Raw genomic sequence first — 21,187 nt, 5'->3', positions numbered from 1 at the left:
TCAAGAATGAAAAAATTATTTGCTTTGTTGTGTTTTAGCATAAGTTTTTCGATTTTTGCCGGAGAATCTATTGATCAGTCAATTGATGCCGAGGCTGATGGAATTGTCGATATTCATAATGTTCGTGGAAAAATCAGTATCGCTGGTTGGGACAAAAGTCAGGTAAAAGTCACTGGAACCCTCGATGACTTGACTGAAGAGTTTATTTTTGAGCAGCGTGGCGACAAAGTTTTAATCAAGATCAAATTACCACGTAATTCGAGTTATCATTCACGGCAGGGTTCTAAGTTGACAATTATGGTGCCTAAAGCTTCAAAATTGAACTTTTCAGGAGTTGCAACTGATTTGATGATTGAGCAGGTATTGGGGGGGATTGATGTCAACTCGGTGAGTGGTGCGATCAGTGTTAGTAAAGCTCGGGAGCGAACTTACATTAACAGCGTCAGCGGTTTATTGAGTTTAACCGACATTGCGGGGCGCCTCGAAGTTTCTACGGTCAGTGGCAATCTCGATGCTAATGTACAATGTCAAAAAGTGAACATCAGTGGGGTTTCGGCAAAACTGGATGTTAAGTTAACAGAGATTGAATCCGCACATGTTTCCAGTGTTTCGGGAGATGTTTACCTATACGGTCAGTTATTGGCTGATGGTGAAATTCGTTTAGGCAGTGTTTCGGGCGATGCTATTTATTATGTCGATGATAAACTTGATGCTCGGGTAACCATCGAAACTGCACCGGGAGGCCGAATCGTCAATCAATACTCCAGTGATAAGCCGGTAAGTTCTTTTATTCAATCCCATAGTCTAAAATTTACTGCTGGTAAAGGTAACGGTTTAGTAAAGATGTCGACGGTCAGTGGCAGAATAGGACTAAAAGCTATTGGCAAATCCAACTAATAGTGAGATATTAATGACACCCCGAATAATAATCACTTTGCAAATCAATTGCTTAAATATTGAGTGAAAAGGGTAGCATAGGTTAAGTCGACTGTTTTTTGAGACTATTGCCACTAATTTAACGGCTATTTCATTGAACTTGTCGTCTTATTGGTTATTATAATTAAGTTTAGCCTGTTGATGTTGTTAATCAGGAAATCACGTGTCTAGTATCTGGGAAGAAGTTAAAAGCCGAAAAATTTTTAAGGCTGCAACCATTTATGCGGCTATTGCCTGGGGGATCATCCAGATCGCTGATGTATTGCTACCTGTTTTAGGTATCGATAGCTGGGTAATGTCGTCTATGGTATTGCTGGCTTTTTCTGGTTTTCCGGTCGCACTGATTACCGGTTGGATGCTGGATTTACGCCATGAGCGCAAAAGAGTTGCCGAGTTTGGTGATGGTCAGCCGCAAATTATTCGCCAGAGTTTTTCTTCGAGAGTTGCCGAAATCGCTGTTATCAGTCTGTTTAGTATCGGTGCAATCTATTTATACTTTAACAGTGTCAGTGAGCCCGTTCAGGCAAATATAACCTTTAAGGAAGATATCGACAAACTTTTACTTCCGGCAAATGAACAAAAAACTATTGCCGTTTTACCCTTTGCCAACTTTAGCGACTCTACCCAGGATGAATTTTTTGCAGATGGATTGTCAGAAGAATTACTGAATGTGTTAGCGCGAAATAAGCGCTTACGTGTTGCCGCCAGGACGTCATCTTTTCAATATAAAAATACTAATATTAATGTCAAAACTATCGCTCAAGAGCTGAATGTACAATATATTCTCGAAGGAAGTGTAAGACGTTCGGGGAATTTAATTCGCATTACTGCTCAATTGATAAAGGCAGATGAAGATTCTCATGTATTCTCTAAGTCATGGGATAGAAATACCGAAAATGTATTTAAAGTTCAAGATGAAATCGCCCATTCGGTAATGGATGAATTAAAAGTCAGTCTGCTGGGTGAAGCAAACGAAGCGGTTGCTGAAATTGGGACTAATAACATTACGGCCTTTGCTGACTATTCACGTGGCTTGTCACTCATTCGTAATCGTACTAAAGATGACTTTGAACAAGCTATTCTTAATTTTCAAAAAGCACTGGACATTGATAGTCACTATGCGGAAGCGATGGTGATGTTGGCACAAACTTATTTGCTTCAGGCAAATTATGGGCAACGTAAAACCAATGAATCATTTGAATTGGCTGAACCGTTATTAACGAAAGCATTTGAGCTGAATGCAAATTTAGGCGCTGCACATGCGGTAAATGGGCTATTTCACTGGCAAATGGCTGACAAACGGTCAGATAAAAATGAGCAGCTGGAACTCGCCAAAAGTTATTTATCACGTGCTATTGATATCAACCCTTCATTAGCCGAAGCTTACATGTGGTATGGTTCGATATTACAAAATCAAGGCTCCTTTATTGAAGGCGCTAAATTACGCCAAAAAGCGTATGAAATTGATCCGCAGGCAGCCGTAGTAGGCTACAACCGGGCAAAAGATTTGGTTCGCTATGGTGACTACAAAGGCGCGATGGATGTTTTTAATACTGTGGTTCGCAATAATCCTAATTATCCTAATGCCTATACGATTGCTGGTGATGTCAGTTATGCGGTTGGTCAGCTCGATCAGGCCTATAGCATGTACTATCGTCTGGCAGAGCTGAGTGATGAAGAGTTTGAATGGTTAATCAATTCAACACGTTTGATGATCCCATTAAATGAGTTCGAAATAGCACAGCAACAGATCGATAAGCTTAACCAATCTTCAATGAAAGAGTATCACGATAAATTCGATCAACTACAGGCCAGTATTTGGGTTGCTAGTGATAATTGGCAGCCTTTTCACGGATGGACTGAAAGTTTTGCTGAAGGAACTGAAAAGTGGGGTGAGCGACTTTGGCGCAGTTTAAGCTGGATGAAAAAAGAAAAGTGGCAATTTGCCGCTAACGATTTAGAGAAATCGTTAATTCTGGTAAGACAAGAAAATCACAAACGGATTGATGAAAATACGGTTCGAATTCAATTATTTTTAATTAAAACTTATGCGCTGCTCGGTGATCGTATTAAATCTGAATATTATCTTGATGAAGTAACCAAAGAGCTGGCACATTTAAAGGTAAAAGGTTTTGATTCACAGGCATTACGCTATCAACAGGCTTCTTATGCTGCGCTTTCTGGAGATGTACAAAAATCTTTAAAATTGCTTAGGCAGGCAATTCAAGAGGGATTTGTTGAATTTTGGTGGGCTGAAGCCGATCCGATATTTGATGAAGTGAGACGTGACCCGCTTTATGCTTCAATAAAAGATGAATTCAATATACGTATTCGCTTGATGAAAAATAATATTGAATCGCAGTTTGGTAAGTTTGCAGCAAATTAGTACTGTGAGAGATTGGCAAAGCATCTTTTCAAATTATTTTTTTTAAGAATATTTTGTTGAAAAATCAAAGTCGCTATATTTTACTGATTTTATTTTAGCAGTTTTAGTCCACCTATTTTTGCAATTGCATTGGTTAGTCAAATTCTATGCTAGTAGGCGGTATTTTTTACTTAGTCAATGTGCTTAGTTAAGTATTAAAATAACGCCATTTTTAATATCTATCTGAATTTGGTGTTAACGGTGTTTTTCAAACTGAGCCAGCAATTGATAGAAGCTTTCCTGACTTTTATAGCCTTGCATCCCAAACACCTCTTCACCATTGTTCAAAAATATAAATGTTGGTGTGGCAAAGGTTGGTGTAGTAATCGTTAAACCATCAAGTTGAGAAGCTTGTCGATAGGTTAGAGGAATTTTGCCTTTATATTGATTGCCAATTTCTTTTTTGAACTTTTCGCAAAATGGACAAAACTCTGCTTCTACCACGATGATTTGTTTCCCTTTGTTGAGTGGCTTGTTATCAATTTTATGCAAGCTTGGTTGAGTTTCAGCAAAGGTAACGCCAGTGCGGTGATCAGGACAGTAACCATTTGGGTTTTTGACTAGATAGTCCTGGTGCCGTTCCTCAGCCGGATAAAACTTTTCGATTTCTTGTATTTGAGTGACGATTTTGCCAAAACCTGCTTGTGTGAGCTTTGTCTGAAAGGTTTTAATTAACTCTTGTGTTAATTGTTGCTGAGATGCTTCATGATAAAGCACGATGGAGCGATAAGATGGACCTACATCCGCTCCTTGTCGGTTGAGCTGTGTTGGGTCATGAGATTCAAAAAATACTTTAAGTATTTTTTCTAATGAAATTTGCTGGCGGTTAAAAGTGACTTTTACCACTTCTGCATGATTGGCTTTGATTAGTGCATCACTATAATTATCTGAAGGATATTGGCTAATATCCACAATTGCTCCGCCAGCAAAGCCTGTCGTTGCATCAACGACACCTGGCAGCGCAGCATACATTTTTTCAGCGCCCCAAAAACATCCTCCACCTAAAACAATACTGTCAAGATGTTGAGTCGCCTGCATGATTGGTTGCTCAAAGCCTTGAGCTTTTTGAAATTGAGTTGCTGCAATGGAAGGAGGAAACTGCATGAGACAGATGAATAAAATAAAAAATTGACTAAAAGTAGCAACTCTTTTTCTAATAAAACTAAGCATGTTTCACCCTAAAATTAATTAATTCGGTTGCCGATTATTAACACTCGTCAGCATCATAATAGATGAGATTAATTTAAATGTTTTACCAACAATACTCTCAAAAGTGTCTGTAGGTGACAAGGTTATTATTACTGTTATTTATATTTTAAAGGAATAAAATATTGAACGGTTTTTAAAATGGCTTTGATTGTTATTTTTAATGGGTTATTTTATGACGATTTAAAAACCAAAGGAATATGCGGATATCGGTCGAAATTTCGAGGTAACTGGGGTGCGAAATAGCAGAATGATGGCAATGAGATTGGTGTAAAAGAGAAGTAATAATTCAAATGATTAAATAAGATTAAACCGCAAAGTCAAAGGTTTCTACGGATAATTGCCAAACCATCAACCTGTAAGCCATTATCGGTTACAGGTCTGGCTAACAACTAAAATTTTCTGTGCTAAGGTGAATAGACCCGCGTTAAAATGCTGGTTTTTCTGGGGCTTCTTCGTAGCGTTTAACACTATTAATGATTTCTTGTTTGGCTGCTTCAGCATTACTCCAGCCATCAACTCGAACCCATTTACCTGATTCAAGATCTTTGTAATGTTCAAAGAAATGCTGAATTTGGTTGAGCAACAATTCAGGCATGTCTGAATATTCTTCAACACCTTGATAAATTGGTGTTAACTTTCTGACTGGAACAGCTAGAATTTTAGCATCAGTGCCAGATTCATCTGTCATATTTAAAACACCGATTGGACGACATTTAATGACGGATCCAGCTAATAATGGGAAAGGTGTTGGTACCAAAACGTCTACCGGATCACCATCTTCTGAAAGGGTGTGCGGCACATATCCGTAGTTAGTTGGGTAGTGCATACAAGTTGCCATAAAACGGTCCACAAAAATGGCACCTGAATCTTTATCAACTTCGTATTTTACCGGATCGGCGTGTGCTGGAATTTCAATAATGACATTGATTTCGTCGGGGAGGTTATTTCCCGCTGGAACTTTATTTAAACTCATTGGCTGTGTTTGTATTATTTGCTTACTTTAAAGGCGCGTATTATAACGGATACTGCGTCGCAAAATAAACCGTCTCAAAAAAATAAATAAATAGTATAGAAATCAAAAAGTTAAAATATGTTCTATTCCGTGGTTTACCTGTCAGAGGATTACTGCTATACACAGTTAATGGTTTTATAAAGTTTGTTGAAAGCAAGCTGAAACTTTATAAACTTCGACCTATGGCAATTGGGCTACCGGAATATTCTGATGTATCCGATCCTTGTCATGCTGTTGGTTCGCCCGTTAGTCAATAATTTTCGTTAATTCTAATGAATAACAAATGTTCGATTAACTCAATCAAAATAGCGTTGTCGATGTTAATTAAGATACACAAGCCTGTGTCTCTCAATAACCCTTCACTATAGCGAGTTAATCGCGAAATCCTGATTAGAAGTCATATTAACTGTGGGGGAAGTCATGGAGCTTGTATTAATACCACCCGTTCTGGGTGTTTTAGGGCTGTTTGCCGCTTTAGTAATCTACTTGTTCATTCTCAAATATCCTGGCGGAGAAGGTAAAACCGCCAAAATTGCCGCTGCCATTCATGATGGCGCAATGGTATTTATGCGGCGCGAATATACAATTTTAATTGGCTTTTTAGTCGTGCTTACCATTTTATTGTATGTCGGCTTTGGATCTTGGCATACGCCAACGGCTTTTGTTGCAGGAGCCTTGAGTTCGGCTATTGCCGGTTATATGGGTATGTATACCGCAACTCATGCCAATGTGCGCACAACTGTTGCCGCAGCCAATCAGGGGGCGTCAGCTGCTTTGACGGTTGCTTTTTATGGTGGCTCGGTAATGGGGCTGGCTGTTGCATCAATGGGATTACTTGGTTTAGGTGGTATGTACTATCTGTTTGGTGGCGATCCAGCTCACGCTGAAGCGATTCATGGATTTGGTATGGGCGGTTCGGTAGTGGCTTTGTTTTCACGTGTTGGTGGTGGAATCTATACTAAAAGTGCTGATGTTGGAGCAGATTTGGTGGGTAAGATAGAAGCTGGAATACCCGAAGATGATCCAAGAAATCCTGGCGTTATTGCTGATAATGTTGGCGATAATGTTGGTGATGTTGCTGGCATGGGATCCGATATTTTTGAATCTTATTGTGGTTCGATGATTGCTTCAATAGCTATCGCTTCAACAATGAGTCTTGCCCTGGTCAACACCCTGACCGGGGGAGATAATCGCGAATACTTAATGTTTCTTCCCTTGGCTTTAGCTTCGGTGGGACTGCTCTGTTCCATTATTGGGATTATGATAGTTAAAATGTCATCAGGGGTTGAACCGGCTAAAGCACTAAGGACCGGTACTCTTGGAGCGACAATTTTATTGATTATAGCCGCTTATTTGTTAATTCAATGGCTTGGGCTTTCAATCAATATTTGGCTATGTGTGATATGTGGTGCCGTTGGTGGCAGCATCATTGGGCTTGTGACAGAACACTATACCGGTGGTAAGCCCGTGCAGCGACTGGCTCGAGAAGGTGAAACCGGCCCTGCCACAGTAATGATCGCCGGGTTGGCAATCGGTATGGAGTCGGTGGTGATACCCGTGTTGACAATAGCGGCAATTATTTTCGCAAGTTCGCAGTTATTGGAAGGGGCTGGCGTATACGGCGTTGGAATTGGTGCCGTTGGTATGTTAGCAACGGTTGGTATCACGATGGCTATTGATGCCTATGGACCGGTTGCTGATAATGCTGGCGGCATTGCAGAGATGGCTGAACTGGGTGAAGATGTACGTAAAATTACCGACGGATTAGACGAAGTTGGTAACACGACAGCTGCGATTGGTAAAGGCTTTGCAATTGGTGCTGCAGGGCTGGCCGCTTTAGCGATTATTGCTGCTTATATTGAAACGGTTTCTCATAAGATTGTAGGATTTAGTTTACAGATTAATGATCCACAAGTGCTGATGGGAATGTTTATTGGTGGCATATTTCCTTTTCTGGTTTCTGCAATAACGATGCGTGCTGTTGGTAGTGCAGCATTTGATATGATTAAAGAAATTCGTCGTCAATTTAAAGAAATACCCGGGCTGCTCGAAGGAAAAGCTGAGCCAGATAACGCTAAATGTATCGATATCGCGACGCGGGCTGCACTTAGAAAAATGACACTGCCTGGCGCATTAGCGGTAATTGCTCCTGCTGCGGTTGGATTTGGTCTTGGCGCAGAAGCGCTAGGTGGAATGTTGGCCGGAGCATTAATTACTTGTGTGTTGCTGGCACTAACAATGGCAAATGCGGGAGGTGCCTGGGATAACGCTAAGAAGTTTGTTGAAAAAGGCAATTTAGGCGGTAAAGGATCAGATGTACATAAGGCTGCTGTAGTTGGTGACACTGTTGGTGACCCATTCAAAGATACTTCCGGCCCCTCGATGAACATTTTAATTAATGTTATGGCCATTGTGAGCTTGGTTATTGCGCCACTACTCACATAACACCTTGACCCGAATTGGGCTAGTTGCTCAATTATACTTTGATTAAATAAACAAAGACAGCTTTGTTAAGCTGTCTTTTTATAGGTGGATAGTTGGGCTATGTTACTAATATTTCACATTATTTTAAAATCTTTGCCATACTTCTAATAGCTATACTGCTATCGGTATATCTGTTTGGCAATATTTCAATGGTCAGACTGGCGTATGGTAATTAGACGCTAGTAATGATAAATCGAATATTTATTATTAAATATCAACACAGCGAGTAAAGCATGACGCGACCATTAGTTTGAATACTTGATTATCGTATCAATTATCCAGTTTAAATATTCGAGGTGAAAGATTTAGTGAGTCAAGCGGATTTCGATGCATTTAATCAATTAGAGGATGAGGTAAAACAAGAGTTTTATGAAGATGTTCTTGCTGCAATTAAAGATATAGGTGAGTGTGCTACAACGCTAGAAAGTGGCGCAGATGCTCAAGTTATTGATCGTATGTTTCGTTCGCTGCATACGGTTAAAGGTAATTGCAACATGGTTTTTTTAACCACTTTTGTTGAAACTAGTCATAAACTTGAAGATCTTTTTTCAAATATACGCAGTGGTAAAATTGATTACCATGATGTTTATGGACAATTTGCCATTGCCGTTGTCGACTTGATTAAAAAACAATTGATCAACTTAATTAATACACAAACTGTTGAAATACAGATTCTTTCGAATATTGAAAATTTAATTACCAAAATCAATCAGGCCGAAGAGATAGAGCGATTGGTCGTGACAGAAAAAGCCATAATTGCAATCCAGGACGGACATTTTAACCTGGATATGATAGCTGTCGACCACGAACACGGGCGTGCATTCAGTTTTTTAGAAGCAACTGACTTCGAGTTTTTTCAATTTATCGCCGATTTACAGGTGGATGTTGATGAACAACAGCATTTATTTTTAACCATATGTGAGAGTCTTGTATTAAAGCTAAACACTCAATTAAACCGATCTGTTGATGAGCAACAATTAAAAGCAGCGGTACTGTTTATTGCATTATCACGTCGATTAAATTCAACCTACGAATGCAAAGTGGAGCAAGTTTTTTTTGCTTCAGGGTTATTAGCTCGTATGGCTGGATGGAATATTGCAGCAGAAGTTATTTTACAAATGCTGGAAAGACATGATGGAAAAGGGGCGCCTAAAGGACTGCAAGGTGAAGCAATTATGCCTGCTGCACAAGCTTTGGGATTAGCTGTTGAGTTTGCATTAACGATTATTCAAAATCAATCAAAAGGGTACAAGCTTGCTTTATTTGCCGCAGTCAAATCAATCAATGGACAAAAGGAACTACGTTACAAAGCCCGATTGATAGAGCGCTTTAATAACATTATCAAAAATGAGTATTTAACATCGCACATGTGGTAAAATGGTTTACTTTAAATCAGCATTTAGTTAGACAATCAATATTACTATTGAACAATTCAAGCTGTTTATGATTGCGGCTTACTCATCGTTCAAATGAAATAAAATAAGGTGTATATTTCAATTCGACTCTATTTTATTTCATGTTATTCTGTTCGATTCAATTTTATCCAATCCAATCCAATCCAATCCAATCCAAAAAAATTAAAATTATTTTTAACCCTATTCAAAAAAATAGACGTTTGTAAGATATGTCAATTATGGCAGTTAAACAAAAAATAGGGGAAAAGTATGAGCAAAATTTTTTCAATTGGACTGGCGGTTATCTTATCATTTTTTACCTTTTTACTGATGAACCAATTAATTACTAAGGAGGTTTCGATAAACTCATCTCCAAAACCAGTTATTCTGGATTTTGTGACAGTACCCAAAGAACTTGCACCAACACCTAAAGAGCCTATAAAGAAATATCCTGAACCCAAACTTAAATCGCCAACTCAAGTACCCGAAATTGCCATTTCAAAACCGCGTTCAACACTAGTTAAACCACCAGGGTTGCCAGCCGTTCCTGGAATAGGTGATTCTTCATTTGTTTTACCTTCAGTTGGTGGTGGTAATGAATTTATGCAAGACATTCCCACTATGGCTGGGAATGGCGCTCCTTTGGTTCGAATTGAACCGCAATACCCACCTGATGCGGCAGTTAAAGGAATAGAAGGGTTTGTTACTTTATCCTTTGATGTCGATGGTTTGGGTAAAGCGACGAATGTAAAAATAGTTGAAGCAAAACCTAAAGGATATTTTGAGCGAGTTTCTAAAAAAGCACTACAAAAATGGAAATTTAAACCAGCTGATAGCGAGGGACAGGTGCAAACAGTCACTTTAAATTTTCAATTAGCAAAAGAATAAATAGGATTAAATCAGATAACGACTATGCCGCAATCATTAATACGTGGTGATGCAAAATATAGGGTGATGGAACGCTTCAGAGAGTAAGATTTACGGTTAAATAGTTTCTCTGCAGGTAACGGAATCAATAGTTTTTGGTGTGCTATTGATTCCGTTCTTTTCTTTTAAGATTAACTACGTATTAAAATAAAAAGTAAATTATTATTCTATTTCAAAGGTTGTATCCAGCTTTTTAGCAACGGGCTCATTTTTCAATTTAACATATTGTGGCAAGCCGTTTTTAAAAGGAGGAAAGTATTCGCCTTTTATTAATGGCAGCAAGTAATCACGGCAGGCATCTGTGATATGCATACCATCTTTGGATATATAATTTTTAGGTAACTGCTTTTCAACATTGGCAACTTCAGACAAAGGCGCTTCACCAATTTCCCAACGATAAGTCTTGGTATTCTTACGAACAATCGTTGGCATCACCGCATTTTTTCCTTCCATTGCAAATTCAACGGCGGCCTGACCAACAGCATATGCCTGGTCAACATCAGTTTCAGACGCAATATGTCGGGCGGCGCGCTGCAAATAATCGGCAACTGCCCAGTGATATTTATAACCCAGTTCTTGTTTGACCAAGTTAGCAACAACGGGTGCAACGCCACCTAATTGTTTATGACCAAAAGCATCTGTTGTACCTGCATCGGCTAAAAAGGTGCCATCTTCATATTTGGCACCTTCAGAAACAACAATGGCGCAGTAACCAAACTTTTTAACACAATCATCAACTTTTTGTAAAAATGCTGCCTGATTGAAGGCAACTTCAGGGAATAAAATAATATGAGGTGCATCACCTTCATTCTCGGCTGCCAGACCTGATGCCGCGGCAATCCAACCCGCATGACGTCCCATAACTTCCATAACAAAAACTTTAGTCGAAGTTTTGGCCATAGAGGCAACATCAAAACCTGCTTCTCGAATAGATACCGCAACATATTTTGCGACGCTGCCAAAACCAGGACTGCAATCGGTAATCGGTAAATCATTGTCAACGGTTTTAGGAATACCGATACAGGTAATCGGATATCCGAGTGATTCACTTAATTGAGAAACTTTTAAGGCAGTATCCATTGAATCACCGCCGCCGTTATAGAAAAAATAACCAATATCATGTGCTTTGAATACTTCGATTAGCCTTTCATATTCGGCGCGATTTTCTTCTAGACTTTTTAATTTATAACGGCATGAACCAAAAGCCCCAGATGGTGTATGTGCCAGAGCTGCAATGTCTTTGCGTGACTCTTTACTGGTATCTATTAAATCTTCGGTAAGTGCGCCAATAATGCCGTTTCGGCCCGCATAAACTTTTCCTATTTTGCTTTTATAGAGTTTTGCGGTTTCTAACACGCCGCAGGCTGAAGCATTGATAACGGCGGTAACGCCACCTGATTGAGCGTAAAAGGCATTTTGTTTTTTGACTTTTGCCATGAAAGAAACTCCAATTTGAGGAAAGTGTTAACAATGAAATTTGACGCATTATAATGCAAATGCGAATTCTAGGAGATGCTTTTTTAAGAATAATTCGTTACATTTTACCAGACTTCAAAATCTGTTGTGTAATCAATAAAACAGACTCCTTTTTTCTACCCGATTAGCACTATGCGGGTTCCATGTTACAATGAGATTAATCATTGCGTTGAAATGTTAAATAAGTGAGTAAAAATTATGCATCTGCATATTCTAGGAATTTGCGGTACATTTATGGGCGGTATTGCTCGGCTGGCTATTGAGAAAGGGCATACTGTCAGTGGCTCTGACCGAAATTGCTACCCACCGATGAGTACGCAATTGGAAAATATGGGGGTGACAATTCATCAAGGGTACGATGCCGCACAGCTTGACTGTAATCCTGATTGCGTAGTGGTCGGAAATGCCATGTCGCGTGGTGTTGAAGTCGTTGAAGCGCTATTAAATTCTACTATTCCTTATCGTTCGGGGCCGCAATGGCTAAATGAAAATATTTTACAGGATAAGTGGGTCATTGCTGCCGCAGGAACTCATGGTAAAACCTCTACCGCCAGTATGATTGCCTGGATTCTCGAAGCGAATGGATTTAACCCCGGGTTTTTAATTGGTGGCGTGCCAGAAAACTTTGGGGTATCTGCTCGTTTGACTGACTCACCATTTTTTGTGGTCGAAGCTGACGAATACGATACCGCATTTTTCGATAAGCGTTCGAAATTTGTTCATTATCGGGCAAGAACCTGTATTTTAAATAATCTCGAATTTGATCACGCTGATTTGTTTGTTGATTTAGCCGCTATTGAAACTCAATTTCATCATTTGGTACGAACGGTGTCAGGTAATGGATTAATCATAAGGCCCGCACAAAGCGATGCACTGGACCGAGTGATAACGCGCGGCTGCTGGACGCCTTTGGCAACGCTGGCTACTGAAAAGTCTGGTGCTGACTGGTATGCCGTTAAAAAACAGTCTGATGGCAGCGTTTGTGATATTTATTGGCGTGATGAATATCAAGGAGAGTTGAACTGGCCATTAATTGGTGAGCACAATGTCAGCAACGCCTTGGCTGCCATCGCAGCGGCACAGCATACTGGTTTGCCAGCCAAACATGCAATTGAAGCGCTTTCGCAATTTAAGAATGTTAAGCGGCGAATGGAGTTAAAAGGTTGCGTACGAGGGATTGAAGTCTATGATGATTTTGCTCACCATCCTACCGCGATTGAATCAACTTTGGCTGGACTACGAGAAAAAAAGGGAGCCGAAAGAATCATTGCTGTTGTTGATATTCGCTCGAACACTATGAAAATGGGCGTGCATAAGACTCAATTGCTAAAATCAGTAGAAAAAGCCGATTTAGCCATCTTTCATATACCTGAGCAAATTAGTTGGTCTTTGCCTGATTTGACCGTCGAACGCTTGACGGCTTTACCGAGTGTTCAGGCAATTATCCAAACGATATTGGCACAGGCCAAGCCGGGCGATAGTATTTTAATTATGAGTAATGGTGGATTTGATGGGATTCATCAAAAATTACTGGCGGCATTGGAAAGCGGCCACATTGAAGAGTGAGCAAATGATTCAGAATAAGCGACAAGTAACTTTGGGGATTACTGGTGCATCTGGGGCGATTTATGCGTTAAACCTGTTACGCCATTTAAGCCTGCATTTTGAACAGGTGCATATTATGATAACCGATGCGGCCCGCATTGTTTTTGCTACCGAATTAAATATAAACTTGCCTGTTGCACCCCAAAAAATTCTGGCTGAATTAAATGCACTTTGCCCAGATAAGCAGGCAGAGTTGTTTGTTTATGCCAAAGAAAACTGGTATTCCCCCGTCGCTAGTGGTTCAGCTGCCCCTAAGCAGATGATTATTTGCCCCGCGAGTATGGGGTGTATTTCGGCGATAGCTTGTGGTGCCAGCAACACTTTGTTGGAGCGCGCCGCAGATGTCATTTTAAAAGAAAAAGGACAACTGATTGTTTTACCCAGAGAAATGCCTTTTTCAACGATTCATCTTAAAAATCTGTTAATGCTAAGTGAAACCGGTGTGACGGTAATGCCTGCCTCGCCCGGTTTTTACGGGCAACCTCAGTCGATCGATGAGTTAGCTGATTTTGTGAGTGCTCGAGTGTTGAATCATTTAGGAATAGACAATAGAATCAGTACGGTTTGGGGGTATCAAAGTAAACCGGATTTGAATGATTCCGATTAAGGAACTTATTTAAATGTCATCTGTGGCTGGATCATATCTGTGGGCTACTGCGAACATTAATACAGCCTAAAATAATTACAGATATTATCGCTGGGTTGGTCTGGGCGTCAGTTAATTAAATGTTTAACCCGACTAGATTATTGGCGCTGGTTAGTATTACTAAAGCTTTTGCATTGATGGTGCTTTGAGAAAATTAATATCCGTTATCAATATAAACTATCAGAATCGATTGTTATATTCACTGATTTGTTTCACCCGAATATGTTAAATTGAACGGATCGTCTATTTAATCGGCTGATAGCTGATTAATTTCCATTTATATCGAGATTAACGCTGAGATACCTTGGCGCAAACCCTATTGATGTGGAATTTTAAATGAAACAAACTGCTATAAAAATTTCAAACTTAAAGAAAACCTATGGAGAGGATGTTCACGCATTAAAAGGTATTTCTTTCGAAGTCGAAGAGGGTGATTTTGTTGCCTTGCTGGGTCCTAATGGTGCTGGAAAGTCGACCACTATCGGAATTATCTGTTCGCTGGTCAATAAAAGTTCAGGTACAGTCGAAGTTTTTGGACATTCTATCGATACTGAGCTTGAAGCGGCAAAACGTTGTATTGGACTGGTTCCTCAGGAGTATAACTTTTCGCAATTTGAAACCTGCCGACAGATTATTGTTAATCAGGCGGGGTATTATGGTATTCCTCGTAAGGAGGCTATGGGGCGCGCAGAAGAAGTGCTTAAACAGCTTTCATTGTGGGAAAAACGCAATACTCCATCAAAAGATTTATCGGGTGGTATGAAACGGCGTCTTATGATTGCCCGTGCATTAGTACATCAACCGAAAATATTAATTCTCGATGAGCCAACGGCAGGTGTTGACATTGAAATACGGCGAAGTATGTGGGAGTTTTTAACTCAACTTAATCAGCAGGGTACAACAATTGTTCTGACCACTCACTATCTGGAAGAAGCCGAACAGTTATGTCGCAATATTACTATCATCAATCATGGACAAATTGTAAAAAATACCAGTATGAAAGCATTAATCGCTCAGCTGGATATAGAAACTTTTGTACTCGATCTAGATAAGGTGCCTGAACATTTTCCCGAATTTCGAGATGTGATTTTTCGGTGCAGAGACAATACAACTTTAGAAGTAGATTTACCTAAAGATATTGCTCTCAATCAAATTTTTGAATGGCTCACTTCACAACAGATTAAGGTATACAGTATGAGGAATAAGTCAAATCGACTCGAGGAGCTTTTTGTTCAGTTAATTGAATCGGTTGAAGGTAAATAAAGTATGTTTGAACGTCAATCTCTTATTGCACTGCAAAGTATTCTGGTTAAAGAAATTACTCGTTACTTTCGTATCTGGATTCAGACCTTACTGCCGCCTGCGATCACCATGAGTTTATATTTCGTCATTTTTGGTCAGTTAATTGGTGCGCGAGTTGGAGAAATGAGTGGTGTATCTTATATTGAGTATATAACGCCAGGCATTATAATGATGTCGGTAATTACTAATTCTTACTCTAATGTCGTCAGTTCATTTTTTAGTGCTAAGTTTCAACGAAGTATTGAAGAAATGCTAGTCTCGCCGGTGCCAACGCTTTATATTTTACTCGGCTATGTATTGGGTGGTGTGACTCGCGGGATTTTGACCGGTATTATCGTCACTTTGGTTGCTGCGCAATTTGTCGAGATTAATATTCATCATTGGGGAGTTTTAATTTTTGTTGTTTTAATGACCTCAATGCTCTTTGCAACTGGCGGATTGGTCAATGCTATTTTTGCAAAAAAGTTTGATGATATTTCTATTGTTCCAACTTTTATTCTAACGCCTCTTACTTATTTAGGTGGGGTATTTTATTCTATCAGTCTGTTGCCTGACTTTTGGTATAAGCTTTCCATGTTTAATCCTGTATTGTATATGGTAAATGCTTTCCGTTATGGATTTTTAGGATTCTCAGATATCAATATTACTCATGCGCTAATACTAATTTCAGCTTTTATTATTTCATTATTCAGTTTGGCTTACTATCTGTTAAAAAAAGGCATAGGTATTCGCGCCTGATAGAACGAATTAATAAAGTTATCATCCATACTATTTTTTATGTTAAAAATGGACAGCAACTTAGCCATTTGATGAGCTATCAAATGGCTGATGTTTAAACTTCGTTGTTTTACATTGTTTTAGTTCGAACGGTTTTCGAATTGTTCGATACACGTTTTGAGTTCTGGCTTTAAAAAATATTCGCCAGTTTGAGGTAAGCAGCTCACGCATATTTTTTGTTGGTGCCAATTGAATTTAAGTTGATAGGCATGTAGATATGTTCTGTCTGCTTGGCTCCCCGAATAACGTAAATCCCCGAGTATTGCAGAACCTTGTGACTTGAGAGCAACGCGAATTTGATGGGTCTTACCTGATTGTGGTTCAACCCAGAAAAATCTTTTTCCTGGTAACAAACTGCAACTATAAAATTGAGTTATTGCTGGATTTGTTTGCGTTTTTGTCAGTTTCCAGTTCCCGTTACGAGTTTTTTTCATGTCACCACGAATTAAGCCTTGTTTTTTATTGGGCTTGTTATCGGAAATTGCCAAGTAAACTTTATGAATGGCTTTGTCAGTAAACAACTGCGTCAGTTCACTGGCAGCAACTTTATTTTTAGCGAAGATTAGCAACCCTGAAGTTACCTTATCTAATCGGTGAACTGGCCAGATAGTAAAGCCTAGATAATCGCTAAGCTGATTAAAAAAGCCAGGTTGATTTTTTTCACGGTGAAAAGAAATATTGGCAGGCTTATCAATAATAATTAAATCATCATTTTGAAAAATGATACTGACAGTAAACGACATAATGAACAAAATAACTTAGCAAATATTACTTAGCATGAAATGCTAATGCGACTGAATTAATACAGTAACGTGTGCCATATGGGCCGTCAGAAAATTTGTGTCCTAAATGGGCCTCACACTTTCCACAAACTACTTCTACACGAGTCATGCCGTGACTGTGGTCAATGCGCTCTTTAGTCGCATCTTCAATTGATTCAAAAAATGCTGGCCATCCGCACCCAGAGTTAAACTTTGTGTCTGAGCTAAACAAAAAGTGATCACAGCAAACACAATGATACTGACCCGTTTGACTGAATTCATCGTATTCACCAGAAAAAGGGGGTTCGGTGGCTTGTTCTTGGGTGACTTTCCAGGCTAGTGGCGAAAGCTTGTTTTTTAAATCATCATTCATTATTTTGTTACCCCGATTTTTAACACAAAATTGCGATTTCTATTTCTGCTCGCGTACAATGTTGATTATTTTACTGACATTTTTCTTGAATACAATTTGTCTCTTTTAAATTATCGGATATAATTCTTAAGTTAAAAGAACTTGAATTCTATATAATTTATATAATAATGAGGAAATGGATGCATAATTTGACGGACAGGCAAGTTCAGCTGATACGGAAATATTAAGGGAGTCATGACCTATGGCACTAGTAATGATCGTAGATGACGATCCACAAATGTTGAGATTACTCACTGATGTTGTTGAGTTAGACAACCATGATGTACTGTTAGCACAAGATGGTGCTTTAGCACTTGAATATTTTGAGTTTCATGCCCCTGACTTAATGATTACCGATATTTTAATGCCAAATAAAGAGGGACTGGAGCTAATTTCTGAAATCAGAGAAAAATTTCCTGGCGTTAAAATAATTGCCTATTCTGGTGGTGGATCCGCTAATCCTGAAAGTTATCTCGAATTTGCCAAAGGTATGGGGGCTGACAAAGTCTTTACCAAACCGGTTCCTCTTGCGAGTCTGCGTCAAGAAATTCAATCATTACTTGGAGGACAAAATTAATCACAAATTGAGTTTTGTGTTATTGTCCTTTGATAAACATTTCACATTAAAACTGATTAACAATATTCATCCTGTTGATTTAAGTCGCCTATAAAACGCTTCTGTTCATTACATAATAAAGCGAGTGTTGTTTAGCAATAATATACAAAATACACTCAGTTTATTTCAAGTTGCTGCATAAGCAACAAACCTGAGTCGTCACCATTATTTGATAGTGCTCTTTTTGATTGTTTTCTATTTAATTATGTTCTATTTGTTAAGCTCTGCCCCAAACGCTAGATTGTTAGTGTATGGCAGGTATTCGATATTTGAATAGATCTATAGATTTGTTTCGCTCGCATTGAGTTAAATAGCAACAGTAAACCAAAATTGACTGCCTTTGCCTGACTCACTAATAACACCAATTTCGCCGCCCATTAGCTCGGTTAAATGATGCGATACAATCAGCCTTAATCGACCGGCGAAACTGCTATTGGTCAATTTGGTTGCTTGTTCCAGTGATTTAAATAGATCTTTCTGGGCTTCTTGAGGGATTCCAACCCCCGTATCTTTTACCGTAAAGCGCAACATTTTTCTGTTATCGGTTTCAATGATATCAGCATACAAAGAAACTTCTCCTTGTTTGGTAAAGCGAATCGCATTACCTAACAAGTTGCGCAAAATTTGCTTTATTCTGAATGCATCTGCGTTAATCTCCGCAGGCACTTGCGGATCGGTACTTGCTTGAAGTGACAGTCCTTTATCATTAGCATAGTGCGATAGCTCTGATGATAAGTCATCAACTAACTCTCGAATCCTGAATGTCGATTTTGAAAGTTTCAACATACCTGCATCCAATTTTGAAAAGTCGAGAATATTATTTAAATTATCAACCAATGTACGAGTTGAACGTTTGGCAATATTGAGTAATTGCTTTGGTTCCGCATCAAATTGATATTCAGACAATAGCTTTAGCATGCTGACAACTGACTTCATCGGCGTGGTAATTTCATCGCCCATTCGCGAAAGAAATTCTGATTTCAATTTAGGGGCAGCGAAAGCAGTATCTCTTTCTGTTTTTAAGTGAGTAATTTTGCTGTTTAACTGACGTTCACTCTCTTTAAGCCGTTTAACTTCGAGATTGAGCGATTTCTTCTCGGTTAATAGTTGTTCAACTCTGGCAATAACCGCTTGAGCTACCTGGTTAATATCGGCATCTTTATTTATTCGTTGTAAGGTGGTTAAACGACTAATTTGTTCTGATACCGGTAACTGCAAGTCAATGGTATCTTTCAGTAATCGAGTTGCTCGTCGAGAAACCGCTAGTTGTTTAAGTATCATGATGAGCAGTAAGGCTGTCAGCAAGATACCAATAATGATCGACAACAATGGCAGCCTGTGGAAGGGCGGTGAGCTCATCACTAATACCATTGACCACAACGAGGATTGAATTGACTTGGGCCATCCAATAGTCGTTGTGTGGTAGTCAAAAACCGACTCGATATGATTATCGCTCGATAAATGAACATCGTCACCACTGACAACTGCAACTGGTACCTGATATTGTTGGGCGATTTGTTTTAAATAAGTTGGTGAAATTGATTCAATACCAATTAAGGCGCCAAGCATTTCACCTTTAACTGATTTGATTGGCGCAAGTGTAATAATCACCAATTCACTTCTGAATTGTTGTAATACGTTCACTAAGGCTTGTGTTTTGTATAAATGTGCCAAGGGTTTTTTGAGCTCTGCATACTGCCCGGGTAATGAAGCTTTTTCAAAGTAAACCGTATCATTAGCCAGAGTGTGAACGCCAATTAGCGAAAAACCTGCGGCATAAAACAGTGGTTTTTGTGCTTCTAACCAAAAATTCCATTCAGATACCGGGGCATTTTGCCAGTAGCTGTTATAAGTAAGCGTTTCAAGGGCATTGTTATTTGTCTGCAGTTTGTTGGTCAACTGGGTTTCGATCGCTTTGGCTTTATCCAAGGCTTGGTTGAGATCTTGCTCAGGAGGGACTGGACTGATTAACTGTGTCCAATAAAGCAAAAAAGTAAAAATAGAGCCGATAAAAATAATACTGATTGCAGATTTTGCGGCAGGATTCATGAATTTGCTTCACCTTTGGTCAGACTTTAACAAAGTTAGTTTTTTACTTAATTAAGAATACCAAAAGAATGTGAATTGTACCGATTTTATCGTTCAAATTGTGAATCAGTTTCACAAGTCAGTGTGCTAACCGCTTGATTTGCTGAATTATTTGATGATTTTTGGGCAAGTTAATAGCGTGTTTTTTAGCCAGCTTTAGCAAGTGACCATTAATAAAATCAATTTCTGTTGTACGTTTTTTTAAAACATCTTCTTTCATTGAAGAAGAATTTTCAGCAGTTGCCTTTGCTACACGAATGATATTTTGACGAATTTCAGCTGGATCAAATTGCGGAATGAGTTTTTCAAGCAACGGAAATAGTTCCTCTAATAGCGCATTCGCAGTGGGAATAAGTTGATTATTGTTAAGTATTTGTCCATTTTTACACTGTAATAACGCAGTTACAGGGTTAATAATTGCATTGGTAATTAGTTTGAGATACAAAGTTGTCTCATGTTTTTCATTCCAGATTACTTCTGGTAAGGCCTGGTTGAGCGGCGCAATAATGGGGGCAAATTTGGCTTTTAGATTTTGATGACTCATTTCTCCCAATAAAGTTTGCCCAGAACCGGTATAAATTAATTGGTTTTTGAGCCGTTTCACGCCATGAGTCACTGCCGCATGAACAACTGGAGCGCCTGGCAGATAGTGCTGTACAATATCAGTCAAACCAAGGCCATTCATCATTAGAATGATAGCCGGATAAGTAGGGCGCTTAAAAGCCCGACTTTCTTTGGTAAAGCCTGGCAGAGTTGAATCATTAGAAGATTGGCTTGCTTGATTTGGTTGGTTCAGGTGATGATGAAGTTGCTCACACAACGATGTTAACTGCTGGGCTTTGACACAGATTAGCAGTACATCAGCAGTTTGCCATTGGCATAAAGGCGTATAGGTTATTGTACTTTGCCATTTTATTTGGGGTGATAAAAACTCAATTGAAGTCGGAGTCTGCTGGTGCCTTGTATACAGTCGATAAGGAAATTTTTGGCGTTGAAAGCTACAGGCCCATAAATGTCCAATTGCTCCCGCACCAATAATGCTGAATTGCCGATGATACTTGCACAAATCAATTATCTCATTTAAATTGAATGGGTTAGCCGCCAGTTTAATCTAATA

The 21,187-nt window shown here is 39.1% G+C and carries 17 protein-coding genes; 10 read left to right on the top strand and 7 right to left on the bottom strand.

Features of this window, described 5'->3' with window-relative positions; translation table 11 throughout:
- Window positions 1–6: 6 nt before the first annotated feature.
- The gene (locus tag ABVT42_RS11105) at window positions 7–897 is read left to right on the top strand and encodes a DUF4097 family beta strand repeat-containing protein (protein WP_353895721.1); all 891 of its coding nucleotides are present in this window, start codon (window positions 7–9) and stop codon (window positions 895–897) included.
- A gap of 202 nt (window positions 898–1,099) precedes the next feature.
- A complete protein-coding gene (locus ABVT42_RS11100) occupies window positions 1,100–3,322 on the top strand; it encodes a TPR end-of-group domain-containing protein (RefSeq protein WP_353895722.1) in 2,223 nt (740 codons plus the stop codon).
- 234 nt (window positions 3,323–3,556) lie between these two features.
- Here the strand turns inward: ABVT42_RS11100 and msrA are convergent, their stop codons facing one another.
- Both msrA and ppa read right to left on the bottom strand, forming a co-directional pair.
- Window positions 3,557–4,531, bottom strand: coding sequence for a peptide-methionine (S)-S-oxide reductase MsrA (gene msrA, locus ABVT42_RS11095; RefSeq protein ID WP_353895723.1), 975 nt, complete (start codon window positions 4,529–4,531; stop codon window positions 3,557–3,559).
- Window positions 4,532–4,994: 463 nt separating this feature from the next.
- Entirely contained in the window at window positions 4,995–5,543 is a 549-nt protein-coding gene (gene ppa / locus ABVT42_RS11090; protein ID WP_353895724.1) for an inorganic diphosphatase, read from the bottom strand.
- A gap of 459 nt (window positions 5,544–6,002) precedes the next feature.
- Here ppa and ABVT42_RS11085 point away from each other — a divergent pair, with 459 nt between their 5' ends.
- The 3 genes from ABVT42_RS11085 to ABVT42_RS11075 all read left to right on the top strand — a co-directional run bounded on the left by ABVT42_RS11085 (window position 6,003) and on the right by ABVT42_RS11075 (window position 10,348).
- Entirely contained in the window at window positions 6,003–8,027 is a 2,025-nt protein-coding gene (locus ABVT42_RS11085; RefSeq protein ID WP_353895725.1) for a sodium-translocating pyrophosphatase, read from the top strand.
- Between the two features lie 347 nt (window positions 8,028–8,374).
- Window positions 8,375–9,442: an Hpt domain-containing protein gene (locus tag ABVT42_RS11080; RefSeq protein WP_353895726.1), complete on the top strand. Its 1,068-nt coding sequence runs from the start codon at window positions 8,375–8,377 to the stop codon at window positions 9,440–9,442.
- Between the two features lie 288 nt (window positions 9,443–9,730).
- Window positions 9,731–10,348 (top strand): energy transducer TonB, encoded by a 618-nt coding sequence (locus ABVT42_RS11075; RefSeq protein ID WP_353895727.1) that lies wholly within the window; start codon window positions 9,731–9,733, stop codon window positions 10,346–10,348.
- A 201-nt stretch (window positions 10,349–10,549) separates the two neighbouring features.
- On the opposite strand, the gene ABVT42_RS11070 is transcribed toward ABVT42_RS11075, so the two are convergent.
- Entirely contained in the window at window positions 10,550–11,824 is a 1,275-nt protein-coding gene (locus ABVT42_RS11070) for a 6-phosphofructokinase (RefSeq protein ID WP_353895728.1), read from the bottom strand.
- Window positions 11,825–12,061: 237 nt separating this feature from the next.
- Here ABVT42_RS11070 and mpl point away from each other — a divergent pair, with 237 nt between their 5' ends.
- From mpl to ABVT42_RS11050, 4 genes are all read left to right on the top strand, one after another.
- Complete coding sequence (mpl, locus tag ABVT42_RS11065) at window positions 12,062–13,429, top strand: UDP-N-acetylmuramate:L-alanyl-gamma-D-glutamyl-meso-diaminopimelate ligase (RefSeq protein WP_353895729.1); 1,368 nt, start codon at window positions 12,062–12,064, stop codon at window positions 13,427–13,429.
- Window positions 13,430–13,433: 4 nt separating this feature from the next.
- On the top strand, window positions 13,434–14,075 hold the full coding sequence (locus tag ABVT42_RS11060; RefSeq protein ID WP_353895730.1) for a flavin prenyltransferase UbiX: 642 nt from the start codon (window positions 13,434–13,436) through the stop codon (window positions 14,073–14,075).
- Between the two features lie 375 nt (window positions 14,076–14,450).
- A complete protein-coding gene (locus ABVT42_RS11055) occupies window positions 14,451–15,377 on the top strand; it encodes an ABC transporter ATP-binding protein (protein WP_353895731.1) in 927 nt (308 codons plus the stop codon).
- Between the two features lie 3 nt (window positions 15,378–15,380).
- Window positions 15,381–16,154, top strand: a complete 774-nt coding sequence (locus ABVT42_RS11050; RefSeq protein ID WP_353895732.1) for an ABC transporter permease — start codon at window positions 15,381–15,383, stop codon at window positions 16,152–16,154.
- Between the two features lie 119 nt (window positions 16,155–16,273).
- Here the strand turns inward: ABVT42_RS11050 and ABVT42_RS11045 are convergent, their stop codons facing one another.
- Complete coding sequence (locus ABVT42_RS11045) at window positions 16,274–16,936, bottom strand: TIGR01621 family pseudouridine synthase (RefSeq protein ID WP_353895733.1); 663 nt, start codon at window positions 16,934–16,936, stop codon at window positions 16,274–16,276.
- Between the two features lie 25 nt (window positions 16,937–16,961).
- The gene (gene msrB, locus ABVT42_RS11040; RefSeq protein WP_353895734.1) at window positions 16,962–17,327 is read right to left on the bottom strand and encodes a peptide-methionine (R)-S-oxide reductase MsrB; all 366 of its coding nucleotides are present in this window, start codon (window positions 17,325–17,327) and stop codon (window positions 16,962–16,964) included.
- Between the two features lie 241 nt (window positions 17,328–17,568).
- Here msrB and ABVT42_RS11035 point away from each other — a divergent pair, with 241 nt between their 5' ends.
- On the top strand, window positions 17,569–17,943 hold the full coding sequence (locus ABVT42_RS11035) for a response regulator (protein ID WP_353895735.1): 375 nt from the start codon (window positions 17,569–17,571) through the stop codon (window positions 17,941–17,943).
- A gap of 345 nt (window positions 17,944–18,288) precedes the next feature.
- Here ABVT42_RS11035 and ABVT42_RS11030 read toward each other — a convergent pair whose 3' ends face one another.
- Both ABVT42_RS11030 and ABVT42_RS11025 read right to left on the bottom strand, forming a co-directional pair.
- Window positions 18,289–20,031, bottom strand: a complete 1,743-nt coding sequence (locus tag ABVT42_RS11030; protein WP_353895736.1) for a sensor histidine kinase — start codon at window positions 20,029–20,031, stop codon at window positions 18,289–18,291.
- A gap of 118 nt (window positions 20,032–20,149) precedes the next feature.
- Entirely contained in the window at window positions 20,150–21,136 is a 987-nt protein-coding gene (locus tag ABVT42_RS11025) for a ketopantoate reductase family protein (RefSeq protein ID WP_353895737.1), read from the bottom strand.
- Window positions 21,137–21,187: the final 51 nt, after the last annotated feature.

This window comes from Aliikangiella maris (assembly GCF_040719265.1).
GTDB lineage: Bacteria > Pseudomonadota > Gammaproteobacteria > Enterobacterales > Kangiellaceae > Aliikangiella > Aliikangiella maris.
Note: the sequence above shows the minus strand (reverse complement) of the source record. Positions and strands in the feature narration are given on the sequence as shown.